Genomic DNA, 12036 nt, shown 5'->3' on the forward strand with positions numbered 1-12036 from the left:
ACTGACTACTACTGACTACTGACTACTGATCAGACTACTTCATCTTCTACCCCTGTTTCCTCCTGGGTCTGAAGCTTATGGTCCCTGAAAAATTTTACTGAAAATTCTTCCATAATCTCTTTGAGCTTTTCCTCATCACCCAGGTTTCCGGTATCCTTGATCAGGGCTGGGATTTCGGAGTATATACTGTGAACGTAGTTTAAAAATTCCTTCTCGAAGGCAGGAATCAGCTTTTGGGGAACCCGGTCCAGCCCGCCGCGGGAGGCGGCAAAGAGAATCAGAACCTGGTCCTCCATGGGCATGGGCACATACTGGACCTGTTTCAGCACTTCCACCAGCTTTTCCCCCCGCTGCAATTGCCTCTGCGTGGCCTTGTCAAGGTCCGTACCAAGCTGGGCAAAGGTGAGAAGCTCGCGGTATTGGGCCATTTCAAGGCGCAGGGAGCCGGCAACCTTTTTCATGGCCTTGGTCTGGGCATTGCCTCCCACGCGGGACACGGAGATACCGACATCGACGGCAGGTCGAATACCGGAGGCAAAAAGGTTGGGCAGGAGGTAAATCTGGCCATCGGTAATGGAAATAACATTGGTGGGGATATAGGCCGAAACCTCTCCCTCCTGGGTTTCGATAATGGGCAGGGCAGTGAGAGACCCTCCGCCGAGCTTGTCTGATAGTTTGCCAGCCCTCTCAAGCAGCCTGGAATGGCAGTAAAAAACGTCCCCCGGATATGCTTCCCTGCCCGGCGGGCGGTTCAGCAGCAGGGAAAGCTGCCGGTAGGCATCGGCCTGTTTTGACAGGTCATCGTAAACTACCAGGGTGTCCTTGTGCTGTTCGTACATGAATTCTTCGGCAATGGTGCAGCCGACATAAGGTGCTATGTACTGCATGGGAGCGAAGGTACTGGCACTGGCTGAAACCACAACCGTATAATCCAGGGCATCATGTTTGCGAAGCCGTTCCACGATGGCGGCAATGGTCGAGGTTTTCTGGCCGATGGCCACGTACACACAGATAACTCCGGTATCCTTCTGGTTGAGAATAGCGTCCAGAGCAATGGCTGTCTTTCCGGTTTTCCGGTCGCCGATAATCAGCTCCCGCTGTCCCCGCCCGATGGGAACCATACTGTCAATGGCCTTGATCCCGGTCTGCAGCGGGATGCGGATGGGCTGGCGGTCAGTGATGCCGGGAGCGGGCCGCTCGACCAGTCGGCGGTGTTTGAAGGGAATGGGACCGCGACCATCCAGGGGTTCCCCCAAAGGATCGATGACCCGGCCGATCAGCCCTTCGCCAACAGGAACAGACAAGAGCCTCTTGAGACGTTTGACCAGGCAGCCTTCACGAATCTTCAGGTAATCACCCAGAACCACCACTCCGACGGTTTCCGGCTCCAGATTAAAGGCCAGGCCCTGTATTCCGTTTTCAAATTCGATCATCTCCCCGGCCATGACATCACGAAGACCGCTGATCCGGGCAATTCCATCTCCCAGCTCCATGACAGTTCCGACCTCATCCACTTCGAGCCTGGTTTCGTAACTTTCAAGCTCTTTCTGGATGATCGTGGATAGTTCGGTCATGTTGACCTTCATCTTAGTTTTTCACCCCCCTGTTCGAAAGAAGACAAAAGCGTTTTCGCATGATTTCCAGTTCATGTTTGATTGAACAGTCAATATGGAAAGTATCACTATTGATGATAAAGCCACCCAGGATTTGCGGATCGACTACCGGCGTCAGGATAATGTTCTGGGTAAAAACCCTGGTCAGCAGGGCATGAAACCGCTCATAGTACCGATCATCCAGAGGGAAGGGGGAAATAACCCTTACCCGCTGGTTATTCAGATATTCATCCTGCAGTTGGCTAAAGTTCCGGTAAACGAATGGAAGGACCCCGGTATGGTTCCAGCGGATCATCAACCGGATAAAGGACCGAAAGGCCGGATGCAGGTATTTGTCAAAGATACTCTCGATCTTGGCCGCCTTCACCTCCCTGGTTATGGCCTGAGACAGGAAGAAATTCCGCAGCAGCGTATGTTCGTTCCACACCTCCATGAGCTGCCCGAACTGCTCTCCGATCTCCTCGACCAATCCGCGGGCTTTGGCGAACTGAAAAAGGGCCCTGGCATAAGCTGCGGCTGCTTTTTGTTTTCTCATCCCTACCTCTATTCAGGTTGTTGAGGCTGCAGGCTGTTAATGCCTGCAGTCTATCCTACCTAAATATCAATGCGGTTTAAACTGGGTACAATTTTGCTGGTACTCGGTCAGGTATCGCTCCAGAAGTTCGTAGCCTTTGGGGCCATCCAGATCTCTTTGCAAATAGCGATAGGTCAACTGGAAAGAGATATCAATAATATCCTTTTTAAACTCATCCAGGGCTTTGGCCCGCGTCTGCTCGATATCCATCTCCGCCTTTTTCAGGAGCGCCTCTGCCTGAAGTTTGGCTTCGGTCAGGATCTTGTTTTTGATCTCAATAGCCGAGGCCTTGCTTTTATTGATGATATCCAGGGCCTCTTCTTTTGCCTTGAGCAGCGTTTCTTTCCGGTTAGCCAAAAGGACATCCACCTTCTCCCGTTCCTTTTTGGCATATTGAATATCATCGTTGATTTTGTCAGCCCGGCCGTCCAGGCCGTCGAGCACCCTACCCCACACCATTTTCCAGAGGACCGTCACGAGAAGGCCAAAGGTCAACAACGTCCAGATAAACAGGCCAGGCTCTACCTTCAACAGCCCGTCTTGCAGAATCGATAACATGGAAAGATCTCCTTGAGCCTTAAATCAGGGCTATCGGTTTCGCTTACTTGGTAGCAACAATGATGCAAATAACCAGAGCAAAGAGGGCGATCCCTTCCACCAGGGCTGCGGCAATCAGCATCGTTGCCCGGATCGGGTTTAAGGTCTCCGGCTGCCTGGCAATCCCCTCTACCGCGTTTCCGCCAATCAGACCAATCCCTATTCCAGCGCCTACCGCAGCCAGTCCTGCTCCAATGGCAGCCCCAAGAGATGCTACGCTCGGTGTCATATCCTGTTACCTCCTTCAATAGGTTCTTGTAATGGATTTTTGGATTTAAATACCAGGTGTCTTAATGCCCTTCGTTTCCTGCCATGCCTATGTAGATGGCGGACAGGAACGTAAAGATATATGCCTGAAGCAGGCATTCGAGGACTTCCAGCAAGCCTACAGCCACGGCCATAGGCACCGAGCCCAGCCCGATGGCGGCCTGTTGAAACATGATAATCAGGTAGAGAAGAACGATCAGAATGATATGGCCACCCAGCATGTTGGCAAACAGTCGAATCATCAGGGCAAAGGGTTTGCTGAACAGGCCGACGAATTCATTCAGCACGATTATGGGTGAGAGAATCATCGGCACACCCTCCGGCAGAAGGTGTTTCCAGTAGCGGATAACTCCCTGCCGGGCCATGCCGTAAATCTGGGTAAAAATGAAGGTCACCACTGCCAGGGCCATGGTGACAGCCAGATTGGCGGTTGCTGTTTTGCCAAAAGGGAAAAGGCCCAACAGGTTGCAAAAAAGAATAAACAGGAACTGGGTGCAGAAGAAGGGTAAAAAAGGCCGATAGTTATTGCCTACAAACGGCTTGACAATATCATCCCGGATAAAGTTGACGAAAAATTCCACCAGCATCATGAGCCTGGTGGGACGGTCCAGATTACGGGTCGAAAATTGCCGGGCGGCAATGGACAGGATGACAATCAGCAAAACGCACACTACCCACATGGCCACAAGATGCCTGGTGATCGTCAGGTCAATGCCCCAGAGCGAGAGATGAACCAGTGGTGCATCTCCAATGTGATGAAGCAGAATATTCAAGATCCCTTCTTCATGTGCATTCATGATGATCCCTCGGATTGGGAAGAGGTGAAAGTATTGTTTGATAATAGATGCGGGTGAATAAAAGATGCTGTCGCTCTTTTTCCTCTTGCCCATTATATCGGATCAGGTTGAGCAAAAAATCGTCGGAATCAGCCGCAAAGTATTTTCAGAATGCTCATGAATTTTGAATCTTCGAGGGATCTCCCTCCCGTGATTATATTTCCTGCAGATATTTGGCCACCTTCAGTAGGGCGGTGCACCCCTGGCCTGCGGCAATGGTGTATTGATACTCGTGGATGGAAGAACAGTCCCCGGCTGCGTAGACTCCCTTGACTGAAGTGTGGGTATTGCAGTCGATGAGGATATGGTTATGACCATCCAGTTCGACAAACCCTTCAAGGAATTCGGTATTGGGGCTGCGCCCGATTTCCACGAACACGCCCTGAACGGGAAGTCTCTTTTTCTCCCCATACTGCTCGTATTCGATGGCCTCAACACCCTGCTCGCCCAGAATAGCCGTGGTATTGGCATCGGGAATGACCCTCACCTTTTCCTGGCTGGTGATCACGTCAATGAGATACTCATGGGCTGTAAAGTACCTGCCAATATTGATCAGATAGATCTTTCTGGCAATATGCATCAGGTAATCCGCTGCTTCCAGGGCCGAGCTTCCACCACCAATGACTGCCACCTCCCTGCCCGCAAAAAGCGGGCCGTCGCAGATGGCGCAATAGCTTACTCCCCGGTTGGCCAGGCGGTTCTCTCCGGGAACATTCAACTTTTTAGCGCGGGCTCCTGTGGCCAGAATTACCGATTTGGCATGATATTCCCCCTGATCCGAGACCACCAGAAATCCGCCTCTGAGCTTTTCGATCCGCCTGACTTCTTCCCCTTCCCGGATAGGAATTTTATTGAATTCAGCCTGCTTTCGCAAAGTCTCCATGAACTCAAAACCATTGGTTGCAACAATTCCCGGATAATTCAGGATTTCTCCACTTTCCAGAATTTGCCCCCCGAACTGCCTGGCAAGACAGAGAAAATCCATCTTTTTTCTGGCAGCATAGATCCCGGCGGTTACGCCGGCAATGCCAGCCCCAATGATAATCGTCTCGTACATGGTATTTTTTCTCCCTTGGTAATTATCGGTTTTTGCTTATCGTATTGGCTGAAAGAGCCTGCCGCGTTTTGATTGTGCCATGTCCTGCGGCCAGTAATCAAGTATCGGCTTTTTCAGGAACGGGAGATGATCCGGTCAGGCGGGTGGTGAGGAGCAGTAGTGGAGTTAAGCACCTTTTCGGTGTTGTTTTACCAACACCGAAAGGTGCTTAACTCCTTCCCCCCCCCGAGGAAATTCCTCGCCCTTATTGGAAAAAGGATACGGAAGGTGGCGGGAATAAGGAGCATGAGAAAGGATCGAAAGAGCTGGAGAACGAGCCGAACGGGAACGTCAGAAAGTCACAGGCACTGGAAGATGAGCCGCCGCCGCCATCCAACAAATTCACAACACCGCGAGCATAAGAATAAGAGCCGCTCCCTGAGTAAGAACTTGAACTTGATCCGAGCCAGGGACCACAGACACCGGAGAAGCCGTATAAACTGGAATTAGCCACAGGTCCGTATCCTTTAGATAATGTTGTCCAGGGAGAAAAAGCAGTACCGAATAGCGACCACGGGCTCCAGGGGAACCATCCCCCCTGAAGAAATTCCCAAGTAGATGGGGTTGTAATTTCTGTATCGGAAGGTATTTCATCCAGGATCGGGTGATCACTGTTTTCTAATTCAGCCGCAAGCAACCGGGAAGATAGATCGATGGGTTCAGCCCATGACGGATCATTGGGATCGGAAAGATCCGCTACCCGCAGGCCGGAATTATCCAAAAGGTAAAGGCAATCCTCATCGCAGGTCATGCTCAGGGGCCGCTCCGCAAGGCGGAGGGTGGAAACGATGCCCGGTGATGCCGCTTGGTCGGTCAGGTCCAGGATGTCAACATAGAAGCGGCTGTCAAAGACCGATGATTTTAAAACCAGGGCATATTCCCCCTGCAGCACAACCTGTTTCTCTCTGCCCACAAGGTTGACCGATTCCTGAAGAACAGGCTGGCCGGGATTGGTTATATCCAGGATATGCAGCCGGGACTTGACCTGCGTTTGTCCGGTGACCAGATAGATGCGGTTTCCTTTCCAGGCCGTGCTTTCGCCGGTTATATCCGGAATACCGACGGGCAACTCCTGCGCGTCAGCCGCCTGTACATTAAAAACATACCCACCTTCGGGATATTGACCAAACACGTACAGATACCCCTGCCTCAGCAGCATGGTCCCCACTTTCCCCTCCAATGAGAAGAGGGGAGATATCTCCAGCTCATCCGGGCTGCTCAGGGATACTTCGTAGATGATACTTTCTTCTCCGTCCCCGCCTTCATCCAGGGCCAGGTAGACATTCTCCTCTCCGATGGCCAGATCAGCTATTATCCCCCCTTCCAGGATCAGAGAATTCACCAGGAGCGGGTCTTCAGGATCAGCACAATCGACAATCCAAAGCACAGCGGGATATTTCCGGAAGACGAAAGCCAGATCACCAGCTACCATAATTTTGTCCACTCCGGCCATTACCCCGTTCATCTCTTCATCTCCCCAGGGGAGCACAATCCGGGCTATTGGCAGCAGTCCCCCGTCCGCTTCCGGAGATTGCGTAAAAACGGCCAGGCCCGCTTCGGCAACCGGCTCATCCTCCCAGATATCAAACCCATTCCGGGCATAAATAACATACAGATAGTCGCCGCGTACTGCTAAGTCCCGAAGCTCATAAGGCACTGTTGGATAGTCGGGCGCAGGAGTTGCCTTTTTCACCGTCCGGGTCGAGAGAGAAGAAGACAGAAAAGGTGTCCAGAGCGGCGGCATAAAATAGGGCAGTGCTGTAAGAGCGGAGAATCCGGCGTAGGTATCCGAAGATGCCTGCCCGGTTCGCTGCCGGGCTTCGCTGGATACCGCAAAAAAGTGCCCCGTCAGAAGGGCAAGGACAAGGAGCTGAAAAAGAGGTTTTCTGAAAAGAGGCTTTCTGGAAAGATTCGGCAGCATACTTTCTCCTCATCATGAAAGATAAAGGGGGGTTCGTTGAACCGGATAACGGTTACCAGTACTTTCATCAGCCTTCACTCCGGGTACTCATACACAGCTTACCAGTAAGCAATTTTCATGCTGACGGGGAAAGAAAGAACAGAGCAGGTTAGTGGATTCAGGGAGATATGGCCCCTGTGAAGGCACCTGCACCTCTCTGGAGCAGTGCCAGGGAATGGGCACAAAGGAGCAGAGGGGCAAAGTTTGAGCATCTTGGGTGCTGGAAATGAGCAGGGCAGGAATGACAGCCTGCCATGCATACCAGGTCAGATAAAGTAATCCATGAGGTCGGTGAAACGGTCAGCGGTGATATCGGGCCTGATGGTCCCTTTCCGCCCGAATCCGCTGCTCAGGAAAACGGTGGTCACACCCGCCTTCTGGCCGGTTTCAACGTCAATGCAACTGTCTCCGACCATTACCGCCTCCTGCCGCCCGAGGCCGTATGTATCCAGGATGGCCAGCAGCCTGGAAGGGTCTGGCTTCAGCGGCATTCCTCCGGCATCACCGATTACTTCGGTAAAATAGCGGGCTATGCCCAGTTGCTGAACAATCATCCTGGCTTCCGTATCAAGCTTATTGGTCAGCACAAATTGCTTTTTGTGCCGGAAATGCTCAAGCACTTCGGTCACGCCCTGATACAGGGTGGTGAAGTCTGTCAGGTGCCGGTGGTAATAGTCACAGAAGACCCTGAATCCTTCTTCAAGAAGCTCTTCATGGCCGTCGAGCGTCCGGTTGACCAGATGCCTTACTCCAAGGCCGATGTAGCCCTGCACTTCCTCCTCGGTTTTGGGTGCAAGGCCAAAGTGGGTGAGCATGGCATGAGCGGCTGCGTACAGATCACGCCGGGAATCGACTAATGTTCCGTCAAGATCGTAGATAAGGGCCTGGATCGGTTTTTGGTTTGTCATGAATTACCGGGAGGCCGGGAGAGTATCCGCACGGAAGAGAGAATAGCCGGGATATCGAGGCGCTGCACCAGATACATGAACTGGGGCACCGCACAGCCGCATTTCGAGCAATCCACCTCCGGTCCCATAACGCATGGGGTTTTGAATTCTCCCTGCGCGGTCAATCCGACGATGCAGTTGCCGGCCGGGCAACTCCGGCTCCAGGGAGTGGTGCAGCAATTCTCCAGTTGTTTGATGCTGTTGACGACGAAATAGGGGTGGTCATGTTTCAGCTTTTTGATGGTCTCTACGGTATCGTGACGCTCCTGGGGACTCAGGAGCAGGCCCGAAGTATCGTTGAACGTTGGCGTGTAGAAGCCGAAAATGATTCCCCGGCACCGGTCGCGCCAGAACTCCACGGTTTCCCGCAGGACCTTTTCCTCGCGGTTGATCTGGGTAATATCGTAGATGATAAAACAGTCCGGGCGGACATTCTTGACGACCTCCTCCCATTGACCCCGCTGCCGGTTGTGGATCTCCTGATTGCCGTCGATGGAAACCAGAAAAGAGACATTTCTCCAGGTTGCAGGAAGCGGGATGGTTCCGTTGGTGGCAACCCAGTTCCATTTAAACAGGTGAATTAATCTTTCAATGCTCTCGGCCCGCAAAAGAGGCTCTCCCCCGGTCCATGCTCCGTAGTATCGATAGCTTTGGGGAAAAGAAGAGAGTATCTTTTCCCACTGCTCGGTGGATATCTCCGGTTTATGCTGATACCATTTCATGTAGCAGGTCTTGCAGGAAAGATTACATTTGTGAGTAAGGTCAATACTGAACCCGATGGGTTTTCGCCGCAGAATGTGATACCAAATATTGACATAGTCGATAGCGTTCATAACCAGTCTTTCACCCTTCCCGCCGGTTCAGGGCCCGACAAAGGCACATTTCAGAGCCCGTGAAATGACCCTGGTGCCCATAAGCCGCATCAGAATTTCCGCCGCCCAGCCGAACCGGTAAACAACAAAATCAGCCCTCTTTCGCGTATTCAGGGCATTTGCAAACTCCCGTCCACACTCTATCTTCCATTGCTTTTCATAATCTTCAAGGGGCCTGCCCTGCTGCACATGGTCGGCGCTGACCTCACCGGCAATGCGTCCGCAGATCATGGCCGTAGGGATGCCCCCTCCGTTGGTGGCCATGACATGCCCTCCGGCATCGCCGACCAGGATGGTGTTGCCAATGACTGTCTGCGCAAGAGGGCCATTGACCGGCACCAGCCCGGCGATCGTGGAGATTTTCCGGCCACCGGCTGCCTTCTTTACCATGTAGGGACTCTGAATAAATTCGTCCAGGAGCTTCAGAATATTCCGGTCATAGAAGCTCTTTCGAATCCCCAGGCCGACATTCGCCCGGTCTTTCCCCTTGGGGATCACCCAGGCATATCCGCCCGGAGAGACATTCCCGTAATACATCTCGACCACTCCGGGCTCGATCCTGAGTCCCTCCATAACATACTGAACACAGACGGCCAGGTCTTTCTGAATGGAGATACCGAGAAGGGGATTGAGCAGGTTCCGGTTCGGGCCGCAGGCAAGGATAATCACACGGGGACGATAGATTGTGCCGCGAGCGTAAACCGCGCCCTTCTCCACTTTCTCAACCCTGGTGTTCATGTGAACCGTGACCCCGGCCCTGGCCGCCTCATCGAGCAGATGCTGCTCGAACTTCTCCCGGTACACGCTGTGCCCCTTGAGCGGAACATCAAAACTCCTGCCCTTTGGAGAGTATACCCTCACAATATCAATCCGCTGGGCAATCAGATTCTCGCGAATATCGTATAATTCCGGAAGCAGTTGACTGCGCACAAAAATCTTTTCCAACTCTTCGGCTACAGGGAAAAACTCGCCGCACCGGATAGGAATGCCGATCGTCTTTTTCTGCTCCAGCAAAAGAGTCCTGGCCCCCCCCAGTGCTGCATACCTGCCAGCTATAGCCCCGGCAGGCCCTCCTCCGATTACCACAACGTCAATGTCTTGTTTTGAATTCATCCTTGTGTTCCCTCAAGCAAAGCGACAACCTTAAGCAAAATGACGGCCTTAGGCAAAGCGACAGCCTTAATTCCGGGAGAAAAACAGATTCCCACCCTCATTCTGGGAGAAAACCAGATTCTGGTTGGAAACCAGAACTCTGACAGAAAACCAGCTTCTCGATTCTCCGATCATTCTATCTGGATAAAAATCGGGAATTGCTCGAGAATGCACTGTACTGCTATGGCATATACTAATATGTTTACTATGGCAAATATGCTAATTATCCGTACGATAGGCAGTAATATAATATCGTTGGTTATTGAATAGTATACCCTTTTCTGACCTTTTTCACAATGCTAATATTGCAGCCCAGATGCTGCCCACCGCTGCCTTCATTGCTGTCCATAGTTGTAGCATAGGAGCAACCGAACATCCATTGTTCTCCTCCCCCCCATGAATAATTCAGAGTGTCCATCCGCATCACGATAAGCAGCCTTTTCATCCGTCTTTTTCCTCCCCTCGCCACCTTTGAGGTCACCTGTTCTCCCTCGCCCCTTTAATGGATCACCTTTTTACTCTTCCTCACTTAATGGGGGAATCCGGATGGGGGTGATGGTTATTATCAACTTTCTATTTTATTTGTTGACTTTAGGCAGGGAGCTTTATTATAATCAATTCAAAGTGGATTGGGGGACTAGCTCAGCGGGAGAGCGCTGCCTTCGCATGGCAGAAGCCAGGGGTTCAAATCCCCTGTCCTCCACCAAGTAAAATCAATGTGTTAAGTGAAATTCATTATTTTGTAATTTTTTATAGCCACTTCTATTTCCACTTTATTATACTATTATGTAATTTTTTTTAAAAAATCATCAAAAATATTGCAAAAGTAAAGTTTTGGGTTGTTGTTTATAGAGTATTTCATCAGTGGGCCTTTCTTTCTGCCAGGACAATATCTAAAGTCAAATTGCTTCTCTTTAACCCCTTACCTCTATTCCTTATGCATACATACCATCTCTGGTAAGGAAAATAGATATAGCTCTCTAAGACTCTTCGTAATTCCTGTGGCTTATCAGTAAAGATATCAAATGCGTACTCTGCTAAACATTCATGGCCAGGGTTTGTGTGGTCGTTGGGCTGACCCCCAGAACGCGGTATATCTCGCAGAAAATGCGACAGCTCTTAATGACCCCTCGTATGGTCTTGGATTATTTGAAAATGACCCAAAATAGCCGCTACGCATCAACAGTTTAAAAATGAGAACAAATTTATCGTGGGGGAGCGCTGCAGATGTTCCCCATCTTGGATGAAAGCCTCCATAACTCCCATCCCCCTTTGAGGGGGGAGGCTGGGTGGGGGTGATGGTTATTTTTCACCTTCCTCATCGAGAAAAGGAACATGGGGAACATCTGGGAGGCTGTTTCGGGCTTGACGGAATAGGAGAGATATGTTAATATTAAGGCCATATCTTACATTCCCCGGTAGCTCAGTCGGTAGAGCAGGTGGCTGTTAACCACCCCGCCGCTGGTTCGAGTCCGGCCCGGGGAGCCAAAATTCAATCCGCTGATTTCGGCGGTTCTTGTTTAACGCAAGACCCCGAGGGATCATCCCCTCGGGGTCTCGTCGTTTCCGGCGTGTTCACGCCGACTTACGCCCGCCCGCACATTTACCCCTATTCTCCGTTTCGAAGCCCGCAGTCCAGGGGCCGGGTGCAATCCTGGGGGTTGCGGGCGCTCACCGAAAATGTCCTTTCCGAATTCTCCCGTTCTCCGTTTTTCGAGTCGCCTTGTTTAACAGCCCGGCTGCATCCGGGCACCCGCTTCGACATTTCGAACTCTCCTCCGGTAGGTATCTGCCGAAAGCCGGACCAGTGGGTCCGGCGCAAGCGGATTACCAGACAGCGGAAACGGCCGTGAGATCGGAGACCGTTGTGGGTGCCGGCGGCATCGCCCTCGGGCGGTGTCGAACGGGCTCCAACGGCCTTCTTGATGACCGGCCTATCCAGTCCCGCGGCATCCATGACGGAACCCTTCCTCGGCCTCCCGCAAAAGGAGGACCGGATGCCGGCCAACGAACACGTCCCAATCTCTCTCGACGAGGTGATATAGTATAAACGGCTTAGAACTGAACTTTTCCAGAGGAGCCAGGAGTCAGAAGTCAGAAGTCAGAAGGAGGTATGGGCCAT

General features: G+C 51.8%; 12 protein-coding genes and 2 tRNA genes. 2 read left to right on the forward strand and 12 right to left on the reverse strand.

Annotated features, from left to right (window positions below; translation table 11 throughout):
• Positions 1 to 29: 29 nt before the first annotated feature.
• From atpA to AB1611_10395, 11 genes are all read right to left on the reverse strand, one after another.
• Positions 30 to 1586 (reverse strand): F0F1 ATP synthase subunit alpha, encoded by a 1557-nt coding sequence (gene atpA / locus AB1611_10345; GenBank protein MEW6379991.1) that lies wholly within the window; start codon positions 1584 to 1586, stop codon positions 30 to 32.
• Position 1587: 1 nt separating this feature from the next.
• The gene (atpH, locus tag AB1611_10350) at positions 1588 to 2148 is read right to left on the reverse strand and encodes an ATP synthase F1 subunit delta (protein ID MEW6379992.1); all 561 of its coding nucleotides are present in this window, start codon (positions 2146 to 2148) and stop codon (positions 1588 to 1590) included.
• A 66-nt stretch (positions 2149 to 2214) separates the two neighbouring features.
• The gene (gene atpF, locus AB1611_10355; GenBank protein ID MEW6379993.1) at positions 2215 to 2745 is read right to left on the reverse strand and encodes a F0F1 ATP synthase subunit B; all 531 of its coding nucleotides are present in this window, start codon (positions 2743 to 2745) and stop codon (positions 2215 to 2217) included.
• Positions 2746 to 2788: 43 nt separating this feature from the next.
• Complete coding sequence (gene atpE / locus AB1611_10360; protein MEW6379994.1) at positions 2789 to 3013, reverse strand: ATP synthase F0 subunit C; 225 nt, start codon at positions 3011 to 3013, stop codon at positions 2789 to 2791.
• A gap of 61 nt (positions 3014 to 3074) precedes the next feature.
• Positions 3075 to 3848 carry a F0F1 ATP synthase subunit A gene (gene atpB, locus AB1611_10365; protein MEW6379995.1) on the reverse strand — a complete coding sequence of 258 codons (774 nt, stop codon included), beginning with the start codon at positions 3846 to 3848 and terminating at the stop codon, positions 3075 to 3077.
• Positions 3849 to 4041: 193 nt separating this feature from the next.
• Positions 4042 to 4944, reverse strand: coding sequence for an FAD-dependent oxidoreductase (locus AB1611_10370; GenBank protein MEW6379996.1), 903 nt, complete (start codon positions 4942 to 4944; stop codon positions 4042 to 4044).
• Between the two features lie 244 nt (positions 4945 to 5188).
• On the reverse strand, positions 5189 to 6904 hold the full coding sequence (locus tag AB1611_10375) for a hypothetical protein (protein ID MEW6379997.1): 1716 nt from the start codon (positions 6902 to 6904) through the stop codon (positions 5189 to 5191).
• A 305-nt stretch (positions 6905 to 7209) separates the two neighbouring features.
• On the reverse strand, positions 7210 to 7851 hold the full coding sequence (locus tag AB1611_10380) for an HAD-IA family hydrolase (GenBank protein ID MEW6379998.1): 642 nt from the start codon (positions 7849 to 7851) through the stop codon (positions 7210 to 7212).
• A complete protein-coding gene (locus AB1611_10385; GenBank protein ID MEW6379999.1) occupies positions 7848 to 8723 on the reverse strand; it encodes a hypothetical protein in 876 nt (291 codons plus the stop codon). The genes AB1611_10380 and AB1611_10385 overlap by 4 nt, the downstream gene beginning before the upstream one ends.
• A gap of 27 nt (positions 8724 to 8750) precedes the next feature.
• A complete protein-coding gene (locus AB1611_10390; GenBank protein ID MEW6380000.1) occupies positions 8751 to 9875 on the reverse strand; it encodes a geranylgeranyl reductase family protein in 1125 nt (374 codons plus the stop codon).
• A gap of 298 nt (positions 9876 to 10173) precedes the next feature.
• Complete coding sequence (locus AB1611_10395; protein MEW6380001.1) at positions 10174 to 10359, reverse strand: hypothetical protein; 186 nt, start codon at positions 10357 to 10359, stop codon at positions 10174 to 10176.
• A 186-nt stretch (positions 10360 to 10545) separates the two neighbouring features.
• Between AB1611_10395 and AB1611_10400 the strand changes: the two genes are divergently transcribed.
• Both AB1611_10400 and AB1611_10405 read left to right on the forward strand, forming a co-directional pair.
• A tRNA-Ala gene (locus AB1611_10400) sits at positions 10546 to 10620 on the forward strand.
• A 706-nt stretch (positions 10621 to 11326) separates the two neighbouring features.
• Positions 11327 to 11402: transfer RNA gene (locus tag AB1611_10405), tRNA-Asn, on the forward strand.
• A 121-nt stretch (positions 11403 to 11523) separates the two neighbouring features.
• Here AB1611_10405 and AB1611_10410 read toward each other — a convergent pair.
• On the reverse strand, positions 11524 to 11871 hold the full coding sequence (locus AB1611_10410) for a hypothetical protein (GenBank protein ID MEW6380002.1): 348 nt from the start codon (positions 11869 to 11871) through the stop codon (positions 11524 to 11526).
• Positions 11872 to 12036 lie beyond the last annotated feature (165 nt).

The sequence above is a fragment of the bacterium genome (assembly GCA_040755755.1).
Classification (GTDB): Bacteria; SZUA-182; SZUA-182; order DTGQ01; family DTGQ01; genus DTGQ01.

Excerpts from the sequence above, each read along its gene's own strand:
- AB1611_10410 (MEW6380002.1), bottom strand. The coding sequence starts at position 11,871 with ATGGATGCCGCGGGACTGGATAGGCCGGTCATCAAGAAGGCCGTTGGA.
- AB1611_10375 (MEW6379997.1), bottom strand. The coding sequence starts at position 6,904 with ATGCTGCCGAATCTTTCCAGAAAGCCTCTTTTCAGAAAACCTCTTTTT.
- AB1611_10385 (MEW6379999.1), bottom strand. The coding sequence starts at position 8,723 with ATGAACGCTATCGACTATGTCAATATTTGGTATCACATTCTGCGGCGA.
- atpH (MEW6379992.1), bottom strand. The coding sequence starts at position 2,148 with ATGAGAAAACAAAAAGCAGCCGCAGCTTATGCCAGGGCCCTTTTTCAG.
- AB1611_10395 (MEW6380001.1), bottom strand. The coding sequence starts at position 10,359 with ATGAAAAGGCTGCTTATCGTGATGCGGATGGACACTCTGAATTATTCA.
- atpF (MEW6379993.1), bottom strand. The coding sequence starts at position 2,745 with ATGTTATCGATTCTGCAAGACGGGCTGTTGAAGGTAGAGCCTGGCCTG.
- atpE (MEW6379994.1), bottom strand. The coding sequence starts at position 3,013 with ATGACACCGAGCGTAGCATCTCTTGGGGCTGCCATTGGAGCAGGACTG.
- atpA (MEW6379991.1), bottom strand. The coding sequence starts at position 1,586 with ATGAAGGTCAACATGACCGAACTATCCACGATCATCCAGAAAGAGCTT.
- AB1611_10370 (MEW6379996.1), bottom strand. The coding sequence starts at position 4,944 with ATGTACGAGACGATTATCATTGGGGCTGGCATTGCCGGCGTAACCGCC.
- atpB (MEW6379995.1), bottom strand. The coding sequence starts at position 3,848 with ATGAATGCACATGAAGAAGGGATCTTGAATATTCTGCTTCATCACATT.
- AB1611_10380 (MEW6379998.1), bottom strand. The coding sequence starts at position 7,851 with ATGACAAACCAAAAACCGATCCAGGCCCTTATCTACGATCTTGACGGA.
- AB1611_10390 (MEW6380000.1), bottom strand. The coding sequence starts at position 9,875 with ATGAATTCAAAACAAGACATTGACGTTGTGGTAATCGGAGGAGGGCCT.